This window comes from Microbacterium sp. UBA837, from assembly GCF_002296025.1.
In the GTDB taxonomy this organism is placed as follows: Bacteria; Actinomycetota; Actinomycetes; order Actinomycetales; family Microbacteriaceae; genus Microbacterium.
On the sequence record NZ_DBHD01000003.1, the window covers coordinates 55888 to 71645 of the forward strand.

Sequence of the window (15758 nt, forward strand, 5' to 3'; positions counted from 1 at the left end):
TATATCGATTAACTATGCAGCTCTCCGATCAGCATCCGTTCGTTGCGCACGCGACGAAGGACTCGCACCTCATCCGCGCCTTCGTCGGACACCGACCAGCTATCACCCCCGTGTGGTTCATGCGGCAGGCGGGGCGTTCCCTTCCCGAGTACCGTGCGCTGCGTGAGGGCAGCTCGATGCTCGACGCCTGCCTCGACCCCGCGCTCGTGAGTGAGATCACGCTGCAGCCCGTGCGCCGTCACGGCGTGGATGCCGCGATCTTCTTCAGCGACATCGTCGTGCCCCTGATGCTGGCGGGGATCGACGTGCGCATCGTCGCGGGCCGGGGTCCGGTCTTCTCCCAACCGGTTCGCACCGGTGCCGACATCGCGCGGGTCACCGCGATCGACCCGCGGACCGTCACCGAGCGGGGCGGGCCGATCATCGAGGCTGTGCGCCGCACGACCAAGATGCTCGCCGCCGAGTCCGTTACTCGCGGCACGCCGCTCCCGCTCATCGGCTTCGCGGGCGCCCCGTTCACCCTCGCTGCCTACCTCGTCGAGGGCGGGCCCTCGAAGGACCATCTCGCCGCGCGCCGCCTGATCCACGAGGACCCGCCCGGGTGGGACGCGCTCACACAGTGGCTCGCCGACATCAGCGGACGCTTCCTCGCCCTCCAGATCGAGGCCGGCGCCAGCGCTGCGCAGTTGTTCGATTCCTGGGCTGGTTCTCTCTCCCCGCGCCTGTACCGGCAGGCAGCGCTCCCGGCATCCGCTCGAGCACTCGCTCACGTGCGGCAGATCGAACCGCCCGCGGACTCCGGGATGCTGCGGGTCCCGCTCTCGCACTTCGGTGTCGGCACCGGCGACCTTCTCGCCGACATCGCGAGCCTCGATCTCGACGTCGTCGGAATCGACCACCGGATCGATCTCGACGAGGCCCTGGAGCGGGTAGGGCGAGAGGTGACAGTGCAGGGGAACCTGGATCCCGCCATGCTGTTCGCTCCCGCCGAGGTCCGCGCCGCGGAGGTCTCCCGGATCATCGCCGCAGGTAAGGTCGCCCGCGCTCACGTCTTCAACCTCGGGCACGGCGTGCCACCCGAGACGGATCCTGACGTGCTGACGGATCTTGTCACGATGGTGCACGATGCCCGCTGAGACGGACGAGATCGTCGATGTGTGCATCGTCGGCGCGGGGATGGCGGGCCTGGTCGTTGCCGCTGAAACCGCCGCGGCTGGACTCCGAACCGTCGTCGTGGACGCCTCCGACCGCGTCGGGGGGATGCTCGCGCCGGTCATGATCGCCGGCGGTGCTGGTGTGGGCGCTGCTGGTGGGCAGGTCGCTGCGGATGCCGGCGCCGAGTCGTTCGCGACCCGAACGACCGGCGTGACAGATCTCATCGACCGCTGGCAGCTTCCCGTCACTGTCACGGCCCCGAACCCCGCCGGGGCGTGGCTCGTTGCCGGCGGCGACTCCGGCATCCGTCGCGCCCCGCTCCCGCGACAGAGCGTCCTGGGGATCCCCGCCGATCCCAGCGCTGCCGACATCCTGGCGCTCGTACCGCCCCGCGCCGAGCAGGTGCTGCCCGTGCCCGCCGAGGAGCCTTCGCTCTACGACCTCGTCGCCACACGACTCGGTGATGACCTGGCAAGCGCGGTGGTAGACACCGTCTGCCGCGGCGTCTACTCGCGCTCTGCCCGCGACCTGAAGCTCTCGGTGGTGCACCCGCAGCTCTGGCAGCGGTTCATGCAGACCGGCGCGCTGACGGATGCCGTCGCCGAGCTTGCCGCGGGGCCCCGCCCCGGCAGCGCTGTCGCGGGGATCGTCGGTGGCATGTGGCGGCTGCCCGTCGAACTGGCAGCCCGCGCCCGCGCCGCCGGGGCGACCATCCTGCTCGATACCCCGGTTCGTCGCATCCATGGTGCCGAAAGCACGCGGGAAAGCGTGGGCCACGGGGCACGCGACGAGGTGCTGAGCGTGGATGCCGGCAGCACCGCGATCCGCTCCCGAACCGTTGTCATCGCCACCGGTCGCGACGAGGCGCTCCGACTCCTCGGCGAGCACAGTGATGGTGACGAAACGCCGGTCGAGCTGGCGATCGCGCTCGTGCGTTCGCCGGGCCTGGATGCTCACCCGGTCGGCACGGGAGCGCTGATCGCCGACGCTGCACCCATCGGTGCGAAGGCGCTCACGCACGCCAACGCCAAGTGGCAGTGGCTCGATGAGAAACTCGAGCCCCACCACCACGTCGTCCGGCTCTCGGCGCGCGACGGCGTCACAGGCGCGTTCGATGAGGCATCCGTCGCGGCGGCGATCAGCGCCGTCACGGGAGTTTCGGTGGCGCCGCAGGACGTGCGCGAGCTGCACGTGCGCCGCTGGGATGCGTCCTCGTCGTCGTCCACGACGCCCGTCATCGCCGCTGACCCCCGCCTGCACCTCGCCGGCGCCGCCGTGGCGGGCACCGGCCTTGCCTCGGTGGTGCCGCACGCGCGCGAGCTCGCCGCAACCCTGATCCACGCGTTCGCGGCGCCGTCGCTCGCATCCACCGCTTCCTGACCCGCACCGCCGCTTCTGACTGGAGGAATCGTGACCGATCCCGTAACCCCCACCGCCTCGAGCCCCGAGGCTGAGTCGACGCCCGCTGGCTACACCCTCTTCACGGTGCTTGAGGTGCCGCGTGTGGCGGCGCCGGAGTTCGGTGACCTGGAGCGCGAGGTCGCAGAGCTTCCCGCCGCCGGCGTGACCCTGCGCGGGCTCTACGACGTCACCGGCATGCGCGCGGATGCCGACCTCATGGTGTGGCTGCACGGCGAGGACCCGGCTGCACTCCAGGCTGCACTGCGCAGGCTTCGTCGCACCTCGGCGCTGCGCGAGGCGAGCATCACGTGGAGTGCCATGGGCGTTCACCGCGAGGCCGAGTTCAACAAGCGACATGTTCCCGGATACCTGCGCGGGGAGGCACCCCGCGAATGGCTCTGCCTCTACCCGTTCGTGCGCAGCTATGAGTGGTATCTGCTTCCCGAGCAGGAGCGCTCAGCGATGCTCGCCGAGCACGGCCGCAAAGGCAGCGCTTTCCGTGATGTCGTGGCCAACACGGTCTCGACTTTCGCGCTCAGCGACTACGAGTGGCTCTTGCCGTTGGAAAGCGACAACCTGCTGAGCCTTGTCGACATGATGCGCGATCTTCGCGCGACGGATGCCCGCCGTCATGTGCGTGAGGAAGTCCCGTTCTTCACCGGGAGACGCGTCGAGGTCGGCGAGCTCGAGGACGTCCTGTCGTGACCGCCGAGAACTTCCGGCCCAAGCCCCCGCACGCGACCGGTGCCTACTGCGCGCCGGGGGCTGCGGTGTGCGGTGCGACGCCCGCGGCGGAATCCGGCCCGGCACACGTGGAAGAACCCGTCGCGTACGACGCGCTGCTGCTGCTCGGGTTCGGTGGACCCGAGGGGCAGGATGACGTCATCCCGTTTCTACGCAACGTCACGGCCGGCCGCGGCATCCCCGACGAGCGCCTCGAGGAGGTCGCGCACCACTACCGCCACTTCGGTGGGGTCTCACCCATCAACCAGCAGAACCGCGACCTGGTCGCCGCCCTCGATGCCGAGCTTCGCGCGCGCGGCATCGACCTGCCGGTGTACTGGGGAAATCGCAACTGGATGCCGTACGTCGCCGACGCCGTGCAGCAGCTTCACGCCGACGGACACCGCCGCGTCCTGGCGCTGGCAACGAGCGCCTACAGCTCCTATTCGTCGTGCCGGCAGTACCGGGAGGACCTCGCCGATGCGCTCGAGGCGACAGGTGTCGGGGAGCAGCTGCAGATCGACAAGGTCGCCCAGTTCTTCGATCACCCGGGCTTCGTGACTCCCTTCGTCGATGGCATCCGGTCGGGGCTGGAGAAGCTGCGAGAGCACGGCATCGAGAAGCCGGACGAGATCGAGGTGCTCTTCTCGACGCACTCGATTCCCGTCGCCGATGCCGAACGCTCCGGTCCGCGCGACCGCGACTTCGGGCCGGGCGGCGCCTATGCCGCTCAGCACACCGCCGTCGCGGAGCAGATCATGCGAACGCTCGGGTCCGAGAGCCCCTGGCAGCTGGTGTACCAGAGCCGCTCAGGGCCGCCGTCGGTGCCGTGGCTCGAGCCCGACGTCAATGACGCGATCGCCGCGCTGCCCGCGCAGGGCCGGCGCGGAGTGCTGATCGTTCCCCTCGGGTTTGTCAGCGACCACATGGAAGTCATGTGGGACCTCGACACCGAAGCCATCGAGACCGCCACCGAGCTCGGTCTTGTCGCCGTACGCACCGCGACCCCGGGAACATCGCCCACCTACGTCGCGGGCCTCGTTGACCTCATCGAGGAGCGGCTGCAGGGTACGCCCGCGTCGCAGCGCGAGCGGGTCACGTCCCTCGGTCCCTGGTTCGACGTGTGCCGGCCCGGATGCTGCGAGAACGCCAGGCTGGGCTTCCGCCCGGCACTCGCGGGGTTGACGCCGTGACCGTGCGCTTGGGGACCCGGGCCAGCACGCTGGCGATGACGCAGTCCGGAACGGTAGCCCGGATGCTGACAGCATCGTCGGGCCTCGAGGTCGAGCTCGTCCCCCTCACGACGCACGGCGATGTCGCCACCGGTTCTCTCGCGTCGCTGGGCGGCACGGGTGTGTTCGCGACGGCGTTGCGCGAAGCGTTGCTCGCGGGGGAGTGCGACCTGATCGTGCACTCCCTCAAGGACCTGCCGAACGCTGCCTACCCGGGCCTCACGCTGATCGCGGTTCCCGAGCGCGAGGGTCAGCGCGATGCCCTGTGTTCGCGCGGCGGCGTGACCCTTGCGGAGCTCCCCGCCGGCGCGCGCGTGGGGACCGGCTCCCCGCGCCGGGCCGCTCAGGTGCTGGAGCGGCGGCCTGATCTCGTTGTCGCCGACATCCGCGGCAATGTCGACACGCGCCTGCGCAAGGTCACAGACGGCGAGTATGACGCGATCGTCCTGGCAGAAGCGGGCCTTCGCCGGATCGGTCGGGACGGCGAGATCGCCGAGCTGTTCGACCTGCACGCGTGGCCGACCTCGGCAGGTCAAGGGGCACTGGCGATCGAGATCCGCACGGCTGATACGACCACCGAGCTGGGCCGCACCCTGCGGGGCCTGAACGATCCTGCCGCCGCGATCCCCGCGCTCGTGGAGCGGGCGGTGCTCGCAGAGCTCGAAGCCGGCTGTGCTGCGCCTGTCGGTATCTCTGCGATCCAGAACGGCGAGAGCGTGGAGGTCGCCGCGACGGTCTACCGGAGTGACGGGTCGCGCAGCATCCGTGTCGAGGACGCCGCGCCAGTCGCCGTCGTCGCCGAACCGGCGGGCCGGGCGGCGCTTGCTGAACGGGTCGTGCGGGTGCTCCGAGATCGCGGGGTCGATGAGCTCGATGACTGAAGCACTCGCCGGACGCACGGTGCTCGTGCCGCGCGGTGGAGCATGGGGTGAGCGCGTCGCGCGCCTTCTTGTAGACCGCGGTGCCGTGCCCGTGATTGCGCCGCTGATCGAGACCAAGCCCCCGCGCGACCTCGAGGCCCGGGACCGGTTCTTCGCCGACCTCGCCGCCGGCACCTACGACTGGGTGTTCATCACCAGTGCCGCTGCGGTCGAACACCTGCGCGCTGCGGGCATCGAGATTCCTGCTGCCACGCGCGTCGCCGCGGTCGGGCGTGCAACCGCTCGCGCTGTCGTGGATGCCGGGTTCGAGGTCGACTTCATTCCCGCCGGGCGCTCGTCGGCGTTGGCCCTCACCCAGCAGTGGTGCTCAGCGCACGAGCCGGCGCGCGTTGGGCGGTGCCTCGTGTTGCGCTCCGACCTCGCGATGGCGGTCGTCAGCGACGAGCTGGAAGTCCGCGGCTACGACGTGGAAGTCTGTATCGCTTACCGGACGGTGGGGGTCGACCTTCCGGATGAGATCGTCGACGATCTGCGATCGGGGCGGATCGACACGGTGCTGCTCACCTCGACGAGCGTCGTGCGCGAACTCAGTCACCAGGTCGGCGTGCTTCCGCCGAACACGGTCCTCGCCTCGCTCGGGCCCGGCACGACCCGGGATGCCGAACGCCGGGCCCTCACCGTGACGCTGACCGCCCCCGAACAATCCATCGAATCCCTCCTCGCCGAGCTGTCCTCCCTCTCGCCGAGTTGTCCTTCCCCCAGCTGAGTTGTCCTCTTTCCAGCCGAGTTGTCCTTCCTCTCGCCGATCTGCACCCCGGAGTTCCGTCCATGACGACCTATCCCACCCACCGCCCGCGGCGCCTGCGACAGAGCCCCGCGATGCGCCGACTCGTCACTGAGCACACGCTGTCGGCATCCGCACTCGTGCTCCCTGTGTTCGTGACCGAGCGGGACGAACCGCAGCCCATCGCGACGATGCCGGGAGTGCGGCAAGAAACGCTCGAGACGCTGCCGCAGGTCGTTGACGCGGCGGCGGATGCCGGGCTCGGCGGCGTCATGCTGTTCGGTGTGCCGCTCGTTCGTGACGCGACAGGGTCGGGCGCGACCGACCCGGACGGCATCCTCAACCGCGCTATCCGCGTCGCCCGGACAGCGGCGGCTGGACGGCTCACTGTGCAGGCAGATCTCTGCCTTGACGAGTTCACCGACCACGGACACTGCGGTGTCCTCGATGCGCGGGGTGGGGTCGACAACGACGCGACGCTCGATCGGTACACGGCGATGGCGCTCGCGCAGGCTGACGCGGGGGCCGAGATCCTGGGTCTGTCGGGAATGATGGACGGTCAGGTCGCCGCGGTTCGCGAAGCACTCGACGCGGCGGGGCGAACGGATGTCGTGCTCCTGGCGTACTCGGCGAAGTACGCGTCTGCGTTCTACGGCCCGTTCCGTGACGCCGTGGAATCCACGCTCGTCGGTGACCGCAAGACATATCAGCTCGACCCGGCGAACGGCCGGGAGGGGCTGCTGGAGGCGTCCCGCGACATCGAGGAGGGCGCCGACATCGTCATGGTGAAACCCGCGGGCCCCTACCTCGACGTTCTCGCGGCCGTAGCCGAGCACTCGCCGATCCCCGTGTGGGCGTACCAGGTGTCGGGGGAGTACGCGATGGTCGAGCTCGCAGCTGCGGCGGGTGCCATCGACCGTGACCGCGCGATCATCGAGTCTCTCGTCGGCATCCGTCGGACGGGAGCAGACGCGATCCTGACGTACTGGGCCCTGGAGGTCGGGCGATCACTGCGCGACGGGCACAACGCGGGGGGTGCGCGATGACCCACAACGATCAGCTCTTCGCCCGCGCGCAAGCGGCAATGCCCGGGGGCGTCAACTCGCCGGTGCGGGCTTTCGGCTCGGTCGGCGGCACACCCCGGTTCTTCGTATCCGCCCGAGGGCCCTACGTGACGGATGCCGATGGCCGCCAGTACGTCGACCTCGTCGCCAGCTGGGGGCCGGCGATCCTCGGTCACGCGCATCCGGAGGTCGTTGCGGCAGTCACCGAGGCCGCCTCCCGCGGTCTCTCGTTCGGCGCGAGCACGCCAGCCGAGACCGAACTCGCCGAGGAGATCACGGCTCGGGTAGGTGCCGTCGACCGGGTGCGGCTCGTCTCGACAGGCACCGAGGCGACGATGACCGCCGTTCGCCTCGCCCGCGGCTTCACACGGCGAGATCTCGTCGTGAAGTTCTCGGGCCACTACCACGGGCACTCCGACGGGCTTCTCGCCCAGGCGGGCTCGGGACTTGCAACCCTCGCGCTGCCCGGTTCAGCGGGGGTGCCAGAGGCCGTGGCGGCTCAGACTGTCGTCATCCCCTACAACGACCCCGATGCGCTCGCCGGAGTCTTCGCCCAGCACCCGGGGCGCATCGCTGCCGTCATTACGGAAGCCGCCGCTGCGAACATGGGGGTTGTCCCGCCGCATCCGGGCTTCAACGCCCTGCTTGCCCGCGCATGTCGCGAGAACGGCGCTCTGCTCATCCTCGACGAGGTGCTCACCGGCTTCCGCGCCAGCCCTGCCGGGTTCTGGGGGCTGCAGGATGCCGCGGGCGAGACCTACGCGCCCGACCTGTTCACGTTCGGCAAGGTCGTCGGCGGCGGCCTCCCCGTCGCGGCAGTCGCGGGCCGCGCGGAGGTCATGGAGCTCCTCGCGCCGCTCGGCCCGGTGTACCAGGCCGGCACGCTGTCGGGGAATCCGGTAGCGGTGGCTGCGGGGCTTGCGACGCTCCGACTCGCGGATGCCGCGGTCTACGCGCGACTCGGTAGCGCCGCCGACGAGCTTTCGGCCGCGGTGGGGGTCGCTCTGACACGCGAGGGCGTTGCTCACGGCATCCAGCGGGCGGGGAATCTCTTCAGCGTGTTCTGGGGCGAGGATGTCGCCACCGGCGTCGCTGACTACGAGACTGCCGTGCGGCAGGAGTCTTTCCGGTATCGGGCGTTCTTCCACGCGATGCTCGATGCGGGAGTATCGCTCCCGCCGTCGGCGTTCGAGGCGTGGTTCCTCACCGCCGCGCACGACGATGCGGCGCTGGCCCGGATCGTCGACGCCCTCCCCGCCGCGGCGCGCGCCGCAGCATCCGCCCGCGCCTGACGTGTCTTAGGCCTTGGCCTTGGGGCGGGTGAAGAGGGTCTCGGTCTGCTCGAGCTCCATCCCCTTGGTCTCGGGGATCCGCCACAACACGAAGAAGAACGAGAGCGCGGCGAACGTCGCATACATGCCGTAGGTCAGCGGCAGCGACCAGCTCGACATCACCGGGAAGGTCATGGTGATCAGGAAGTTCGCGATCCACTGAGCGCCGGCAGCAACACCGAGGGCCTTACCTCGGATGCGGCTGGGGAAGATCTCTCCCAGGAGCACCCAGACGAGCGGTCCCCACGAGGCGCCGAATCCAATGACGAATAGGTTCGCTGCGACCAAAGCGATGGGTCCCCACGCGCCGTCCAGGTGGACGTCCTTACCCGTACCGGTAGCGAACGAGAAGGCCAGCGCCATCGTCCCGAGCGACAGTGCCATGAGCACCGAACCGGTGAGCAGGATCGGCTTTCGTCCGACGCGGTCGACCAGGAAGATCGCGATCAGCGTCACGAGCACGTTCGTGACGCTCGTGATCACGCTGATCAGCGGTGCGTTGGTCATGCCGACCGAGTTCCACAGGCTCGTCGAGTAGTAGAAGATCACGTTGATGCCCACGAACTGCTGGAACACCGACAGGATGATGCCGATCCAGACGATCGGCTGCAGTCCGAGAGCCTTGCCGCGGATCGATACCCCCGCGTTCTTCTTGTCGGTCTCGATGGCGAGGGTCAGCTCGTTTATCGTCTTGTCGAGATCGACCGCGGGAACCAGGCGTGCGAAGATCGCCCGCGCCTCGTCAGTGCGGCCCTTGCTGATCAGGTAGCGCGGTGACTCGGGCACGGTGAACGAGAGGATGCCGTACACGGCCGCGGGCACGACGGCGACCAGGAACATCCAGCGCCACGCTTCCAGGCCCAACCACAGCACGTTGTCGGCGCCGCCCGCGATGCCCTCGAGCCAGGCATCCGACAGGAGCGCCGCGAAGATACCGATCGTGATCGCGAGCTGCTGCAAAGAGGCGAGCGAGCCGCGGATCTGCCGGGGCGCGACTTCAGCGATGTAGGCGGGCGCGACAACTGACGCGATACCGATGCCGATACCGCCGACCACGCGCCACAAACCGAGGTCCCAGACCGAGAAGGCGAGACCGGTTCCGATCGCGCTGACGAAGAACATGATCGCGCCGAGGAACATGACCCGGAGGCGCCCCCAGCGGTCGGCGAGGTTGCCTGCTATGAGCGCGCCGACTGCACAACCGAGCAGCGCGATGGCGACGATGAACCCGGTGACGAAGTCGTTGAGGGCGAAGTCGCTCTGGATCGACTCGACAGCACCGTTGACGACCGAGGAGTCGAAGCCGAAGAGGAATCCACCGACAGCAGCGGCGATGGACAGGCCGACGGCGCGGCGACCATAGGCACTATTGAGGGAGAACGTCCCCGTGGGGAGCGCGTCAGATGAGGATGTCACGCGACTCACCGTACTCCCGCCGCGGCGGCGCGTGACGGATTCCGGTTACCCGATTCGCGAAGTCCGCGCGTGAGGCGAACTACAGTGAACCCATGCCCGTCACCCTCCTGGGCGCCGCGGAAGTGCGGGCGCTGGCCGCAGATCTCGACGTCACCCCGACCAAAAAACTCGGACAGAACTTCGTCGTCGACGCCAACACTGTGCGCAAGATCGTGCACCTTGCCGGCGTTCAGACCGGGGAGCACGTCGTCGAGGTCGGCCCCGGGCTCGGCTCTTTGACGCTCGCAATTCTGGAGACCGGAGCCGAGGTCACCGCCGTCGAGATCGATCACCGCCTCGCCGAGCGTCTGCCCGCCACGGCATCCGCTCACGGCGTTCCCGAGGGTGCGTTGCGGGTCATCGATCAGGATGCCCTGCGGGTGACCGAGCTTCCGGGCGACCCGGCAGTGCTCGTGGCCAATCTGCCCTACAACGTGTCGGTTCCGGTGCTGTTGCACTTCCTCGAGACCTTCCGGTCGATCGCCCGGGGGGTCGTGATGGTTCAGGCCGAGGTAGGGGAGCGGCTCGCCGCCCCGCCCGGGTCGAAGGTGTACGGGGCGCCGAGCGTCAAGGCTGCATGGTGGGGAGCGTGGCGACTTGCCGGGACGGTGTCACGTCAGGTCTTCTGGCCCGTTCCCAACGTCGATAGCGTGCTCGTCGGTTTCGAACGCTCCGAACCGTTGGGCTCGGAGGAGGAGCGGATCCTGACCTTTCGCATCATCGACGCCGCGTTCCAGCAGCGCCGCAAGATGCTCCGTCAGGCGCTTGCCGCGGTGCTCGGCGGAAGCGCGCTCGAGGCATCCGTCGCGCTCGAACGCGCCGGGATCGCGCCGACTGCCCGCGGCGAGGAGCTGACGGCCGAGCAGTTCCTGCGCATCGCCAGAGCAACCTCGTCGGACCCGCGCTAGCCTCGAAGCATGACCGACGAGCAGCGATTCTCGCGCAGCCGAAACGACATCCACCGCCCCTACTCGGCATCCGAGGACCGCTACTCCATCACCGACTACCGCCAGGTGGGCACGTCGGGCCTCTACCTCCCGCCGATCTCGCTCGGACTGTGGTGGAACTTCGGAGACAACATCCCGTTCGACAACCAGCGGAAGCTACTGAGGCACGCTTTCGACTCCGGGATCACGCACTTCGATCTCGCAAACAACTACGGACCCCCGTACGGGTCTGCCGAGACGAACTTCGGGCGGATGATGCGCGAAGACTTCGCGCCGTACCGCGACGAGCTGATCATCTCGTCCAAGGCCGGGTACGACATGTGGCCGGGCCCGTATGGCGACTACGGTTCGCGCAAGTACATCCTCGCCAGCGCCGATCAGTCGCTGCGGCGCATGGGCCTCGAGTACGTGGACATTTTCTACTCGCACCGGATGGATCCGGTCACCCCGGTCGAAGAGACGATCGCGGCGCTTGACACGCTCGTGCGCCAGGGGAAGGCCCTCTACGTCGGCATCTCGTCGTACTCCGCAGAGCAGACAGCGATCGCGGTTGCGGTGGCTCGCAGTCTCGGTACTCCGCTGGTCATCCATCAGCCGTCGTACTCGATGCTCAACCGCTGGGTCGAGGATGGCCTCACCGGCGTGCTGCGTCAGGAGGGTCTGGGGGCTATCGCGTTCACGCCCCTCGCGCAGGGGCTTCTGACTGACAAGTACCTCAGCGGTGCGGCCGCCGACCGGGCACAGAACCGCAATTCGGTTCCCGCCGACCGGGTGTCGGAGCACGGCCGCTCGCTGTTGGGTGGTCTCAACGAGATCGCCCGGCAGCGGGGCCAGAGCCTCGCGCAGATGGCGATCCAGTGGGTGCTGCGGGACCCGGTCGTCACCTCGGCGCTGATCGGCGCATCGCGTCCCGATCAGCTGGACGAGAACCTGGCAGCGATCGCGGGCCCGGCTTTCGACACCGAGGAGCTCGAGCAGATCGACGCTCTCACCGACGGCGTCGATCTCTCGCCGTCGGGTCCGATCTGGGCGGATCCCTCGGACTCGTGACGGCGCCGCTTCGCACAGACGTCGTCCGGGTGCGGGCTCCGGGCAAACTCAACGTGTACTTCGAGGTCGGTCCGCTCCTCGACGACGGCTACCACGCTGTCGCGTCCGCGTACCAGGCTGTCTCTCTGTTCGAAGACGTGTGGGCCGTGGCGGCGGACGACTTCCGGCTCGAGGTCACCGGCTCAGTCGATGTGTCGGCAGTCCCGCTCGATGATCGGAACCTCGCGCTGCGGGCGGCGCGGATCCTCGCTCAACACACGGGGTACGACGGTGGGGTGCACCTCACGGTCGACAAGCACGTTCCGGTAGCCGGTGGCATGGGCGGCGGCTCCGCGGATGCTGCGGCAGCCCTCGTCGCCTGTGATGCACTGTGGGGGACCGAGGTGGGTTCCGCCGAGCTGCAGCGCCTGGCTGCCAGGCTCGGCGCCGACGTGCCGTTCGCTCTGATGGGAGGAACGGCAGTTGGCCTGGGGCGCGGAGATCGGCTCAGTCCCGCGCTCGCGACAGGCCGCTTCGAGTGGGTCATCGTGCTCGCCGATGGCGGACTGTCCACGCCGGCGGTCTACAGCGAGCTCGACCGGCTTCGCGCGCGGACCGCGTCGGCCGGGCATCCGTCGACCGGCGCACTTCGCCTCGACCGCATATCGGACGCTCGCCACGGTGGCGCAGACCCCGCGGTGGCGACGGGCGTGCTGCACGCCCTCCGTTCCGGCGACCCCGAGGAGCTCGCCGGTCACCTTCACAACGACCTGCAGGAGGCGGCACTGTCGCTGCGGCCCGAGCTCGGCGATGTGCTCGATCTGGGAGACCGGGCCGGCGCCTTGGCCGGGATCGTCTCCGGGTCGGGTCCCACCACAGCGTTCCTCGCCGAGGATCTCGAATCGGCCCTGGAACTGCAGGTCACCATGTCGGCCGCGGGATATACGGCCCTTCACGCACATGGCCCTGTTCCCGGCGCACGACTGATCTGACCGACTGGTCTGACAAGGCCGCGGGTGCTTCTGACGGGCTGCGGACATTACCGCCGGATTTCCGCTTCGGTCAGAACCGCCCGCGATGTCCCCGGCCTCCGGTAGCGTGATTCGAAGCCGAATCGGCCGTCCCGACGAACGGAGAACCATGAAGGGTGTCATCGACAACGTTGTCATCGCGGAAGCTTCCCGCCATGATCTCCTCTCCATCGAGGGGAACTGGTACTTCCCGCCGAGCAGCATCGTAGCCGGCGCACTGGTCGAGAGTCCGACTCCCTACACGTGCCCGTGGAAGGGCGTGTGCCAGTACTACGACATCGTCGCCGACGGGGTTACTCACTCGGACGGCGCGTGGGCATACCCGACGCCGTATCCCAGCGCGTTCGAGCGTGTGGGGGCTGACTTCTCGGGCTATGTCGCCTTCGGGAAGGACGTGTCGGTCATCGACTGACCCGGTGCCGCCGTGATCATCTTCGACGACGTCACGAAGCAGTTTCCCGACGGAACCCGAGCGGTCGACGGATTCAACCTGACGCTCCCCGCGCACAAGACGACGGTCTTCGTCGGCTCCTCGGGCTGCGGCAAGACGACTCTGCTGCGCATGATCAACCGCATGGTGGAGCCCTCGTCCGGCGTCGTGTCCATTGATGGCGAGGACATCGCCGGCAAGGACCCCGTCAAGCTGCGCCGGGGGATCGGCTACGTCATGCAGAACTCGGGCCTCCTGCCGCACTACACCGTGATCGACAACATCGCGACGGTTCCGGTGCTGCAGGGACTGTCGCGCTCGGCGGCTCGGAGCCGCGGTCTCGAGCTCATGGACACGGTAGGTCTTGATCGATCGTTCGCCAAGCGCTACCCGAGCCAGCTTTCCGGCGGCCAGCAGCAGCGCGTGGGGGTGGCGCGCGGCCTTGCGGCTGACCCCAACATCCTGCTGATGGACGAGCCCTTCGGCGCTGTCGACCCGATCGTGCGCGCCGAACTGCAGCAGGAGTTGCTGCGGCTGCAGGACGAGGTCGACAAGACGATTGTGTTTGTCACGCACGACATCGACGAGGCGTTTCTGCTGGGTGACCAGGTGGTCATCCTCGAGAAGGGCGCGCACATCGCGCAGGTCGGTACGCCGAGTGAGATCCTCGAGAATCCGGCATCCGAATTCGTGGCCTCGTTCATCGGCGCCGATCAGGGCAAGCGCTCGCTGCGGTTGAAGAAGACCGCCACCGGCACTGCAGTGATCGATGGGCAGGGGCGCACGCAGGGCATGCTCAGCGATCCGGACGAGAGCGCGCGAGGCGTCCCGTCGTGAGCTGGGTTCTGGAGAACCTCGGCCTGATCCTCCAGCTGTCGGTGGAGCACCTCCGCCAGTGTCTGATCGCGATCCTCCTCGGGTTCGTTCTGTCGATTCCGCTGGGCTTTCTTGCCTGGCGGTTCCGTCTCCTCCGGGGTGCTGTCGTCACCATCACCGGATTGATGTACACCATCCCCTCGCTCGCGCTACTGTTTCTGCTCCCCGCCCTCTTCGGGTATGTAGCGTTCAGCGATCTGAACCTCATCCTCGCGCTGACGCTCTACGCGATCGCGCTTCTGGTGCGGTCGGTTGTCGACGGACTCAACTCTGTCGACGAGGGCGTACGTGGCGCTTCCACTGCTATGGGCTTCTCAGGTGCGCGTCGGTTCTTCGCCGTCGAGCTTCCGCTGGCCGGCCCCGTCATCCTCGCGGGTCTGCGGGTTGCTGCCGTGAGCACGATCGCGCTTGCACCGGTGGGCATTCTCGTGGGCGTGTCGAATCTGGGGTACCTGTTCACCAATGGTCTCCAGCGCCGCATCATCCCCGAGGTCCTCGCGGGGGTTGTCGCCGTCGTCATTCTCGCCCTCGTGATCGATCTCGTGCTGGTTCTGATCGGGCGGATACTGATGCCGTGGACGCGCCGGACGCGAGTACGGCCTCGCGCAGCCTCATCCGCTGCTCCTGCGGAGGCGAGCGCATGAATCTTCTCATCGACGCCTGGGCCTGGATCATCGCACCCGAACAATGGTCCGGCCGATACAGCCTGCCAACGCTGCTGCTCGAGCAGCTGGGCTACACCTTCGCCGCCGTCGGAATCGCCGCTCTCATCGCCGTGCCGATCGGCTGGGCAATCGGACACACCGGCAAAGGACGCGAGGTCGCTGTTGCCGTTTCGGGCGCGGCGCGCGCCATTCCCTCGTTCGGGCTACTGATTCTTCTCGTCCTGGTCATCGGTGTGACGCGCCGGGCTGAGGCTGCGCTGATCACGTTCGTCCTCCTTGCCATCCCGTCTCTGCTGGCCGGCGCCTACACGGGCCTCCAGGCAATCGATCGGGCCACGATCGACGCGGCGCGCGCCATGGGGATGACTCGCTGGCAGATCCTGTGGCGCGTCGAGGTTCCGCTGGGTCTCCCGCTGCTGGTCGGCGGGCTGCGGACCGCCACTTTGCAGGTCGTCGCAACCGTCACCATCGCCGCCTACGTGAACCTGGGTGGGCTGGGATTCCCGATCATCCAGGGCCTTCCACTGCGGGCGTTCGATCAGGTTCTTGCCGGATCGATTCTCGTCGCCCTTCTCGCCCTGGTCCTCGATGGTCTGCTCGCGCTCCTGCAGCGCGCTGCAGTGCCGCGGGGACAGCGCGCCACGAAGACCCGGCGTACGCCATCCGACACCGGGCCCCGGTCCGCCCAAACGCCCGCTCGGGTCCCTGACACCGTCGCGTCTAGCCCGTCCACCTGACCGCACCATCCCGCACC

The 15758-nt window shown here is 68.4% G+C and carries 16 protein-coding genes; 15 read left to right on the plus strand and 1 reads right to left on the minus strand.

What is annotated here, in order from left to right:
• Nucleotides 1-14: 14 nt before the first annotated feature.
• The 8 genes from hemE to hemL all read left to right on the plus strand — a co-directional run bounded on the left by hemE (nt 15) and on the right by hemL (nt 8532).
• Entirely contained in the window at nt 15-1136 is a 1122-nt protein-coding gene (gene hemE, locus B3587_RS00355) for a uroporphyrinogen decarboxylase (RefSeq protein ID WP_292725706.1), read from the plus strand.
• Nucleotides 1126-2535, plus strand: a complete 1410-nt coding sequence (locus B3587_RS00360) for a protoporphyrinogen/coproporphyrinogen oxidase (RefSeq protein WP_292725708.1) — start codon at nt 1126-1128, stop codon at nt 2533-2535. Before hemE ends, B3587_RS00360 begins: the two co-directional genes overlap by 11 nt.
• A gap of 30 nt (nt 2536-2565) precedes the next feature.
• A complete protein-coding gene (hemQ, locus tag B3587_RS00365; protein WP_347424886.1) occupies nt 2566-3261 on the plus strand; it encodes a hydrogen peroxide-dependent heme synthase in 696 nt (231 codons plus the stop codon).
• Nucleotides 3258-4472, plus strand: a complete 1215-nt coding sequence (locus B3587_RS00370) for a ferrochelatase (RefSeq protein WP_414683100.1) — start codon at nt 3258-3260, stop codon at nt 4470-4472. The genes hemQ and B3587_RS00370 overlap by 4 nt, the downstream gene beginning before the upstream one ends.
• The gene (gene hemC / locus B3587_RS00375) at nt 4415-5392 is read left to right on the plus strand and encodes a hydroxymethylbilane synthase (protein ID WP_414683101.1); all 978 of its coding nucleotides are present in this window, start codon (nt 4415-4417) and stop codon (nt 5390-5392) included. The genes B3587_RS00370 and hemC overlap by 58 nt, the downstream gene beginning before the upstream one ends.
• Entirely contained in the window at nt 5385-6158 is a 774-nt protein-coding gene (locus B3587_RS00380) for a uroporphyrinogen-III synthase (RefSeq protein WP_292725712.1), read from the plus strand. The genes hemC and B3587_RS00380 overlap by 8 nt, the downstream gene beginning before the upstream one ends.
• Before the next feature lie 62 nt (nt 6159-6220).
• On the plus strand, nt 6221-7222 hold the full coding sequence (gene hemB / locus B3587_RS00385) for a porphobilinogen synthase (RefSeq protein WP_292725714.1): 1002 nt from the start codon (nt 6221-6223) through the stop codon (nt 7220-7222).
• Complete coding sequence (gene hemL, locus B3587_RS00390; RefSeq protein ID WP_292725715.1) at nt 7219-8532, plus strand: glutamate-1-semialdehyde 2,1-aminomutase; 1314 nt, start codon at nt 7219-7221, stop codon at nt 8530-8532. The genes hemB and hemL overlap by 4 nt, the downstream gene beginning before the upstream one ends.
• Before the next feature lie 6 nt (nt 8533-8538).
• Here hemL and B3587_RS00395 read toward each other — a convergent pair whose 3' ends face one another.
• Nucleotides 8539-9987 carry a sugar porter family MFS transporter gene (locus B3587_RS00395; protein WP_292725717.1) on the minus strand — a complete coding sequence of 483 codons (1449 nt, stop codon included), beginning with the start codon at nt 9985-9987 and terminating at the stop codon, nt 8539-8541.
• Between the two features lie 92 nt (nt 9988-10079).
• Here B3587_RS00395 and rsmA point away from each other — a divergent pair, with 92 nt between their 5' ends.
• The 7 genes from rsmA to B3587_RS00430 all read left to right on the plus strand — a co-directional run bounded on the left by rsmA (nt 10080) and on the right by B3587_RS00430 (nt 15741).
• Nucleotides 10080-10934, plus strand: a complete 855-nt coding sequence (rsmA, locus tag B3587_RS00400; RefSeq protein WP_292725719.1) for a 16S rRNA (adenine(1518)-N(6)/adenine(1519)-N(6))-dimethyltransferase RsmA — start codon at nt 10080-10082, stop codon at nt 10932-10934.
• A 9-nt stretch (nt 10935-10943) separates the two neighbouring features.
• Nucleotides 10944-12023: an aldo/keto reductase gene (locus tag B3587_RS00405; protein ID WP_292725721.1), complete on the plus strand. Its 1080-nt coding sequence runs from the start codon at nt 10944-10946 to the stop codon at nt 12021-12023.
• Nucleotides 12020-12994 (plus strand): 4-(cytidine 5'-diphospho)-2-C-methyl-D-erythritol kinase, encoded by a 975-nt coding sequence (locus B3587_RS00410; RefSeq protein ID WP_292725723.1) that lies wholly within the window; start codon nt 12020-12022, stop codon nt 12992-12994. Before B3587_RS00405 ends, B3587_RS00410 begins: the two co-directional genes overlap by 4 nt.
• Before the next feature lie 148 nt (nt 12995-13142).
• Entirely contained in the window at nt 13143-13445 is a 303-nt protein-coding gene (locus B3587_RS00415; protein ID WP_292725725.1) for a DUF427 domain-containing protein, read from the plus strand.
• A gap of 12 nt (nt 13446-13457) precedes the next feature.
• Nucleotides 13458-14300, plus strand: coding sequence for an ABC transporter ATP-binding protein (locus B3587_RS00420; protein WP_292725727.1), 843 nt, complete (start codon nt 13458-13460; stop codon nt 14298-14300).
• Nucleotides 14297-14983: an ABC transporter permease gene (locus B3587_RS00425; RefSeq protein ID WP_228176993.1), complete on the plus strand. Its 687-nt coding sequence runs from the start codon at nt 14297-14299 to the stop codon at nt 14981-14983. Before B3587_RS00420 ends, B3587_RS00425 begins: the two co-directional genes overlap by 4 nt.
• Nucleotides 14980-15741, plus strand: a complete 762-nt coding sequence (locus B3587_RS00430; protein ID WP_292725729.1) for an ABC transporter permease — start codon at nt 14980-14982, stop codon at nt 15739-15741. Before B3587_RS00425 ends, B3587_RS00430 begins: the two co-directional genes overlap by 4 nt.
• The last annotated feature ends 17 nt before the right edge of the window (nt 15742-15758 follow it).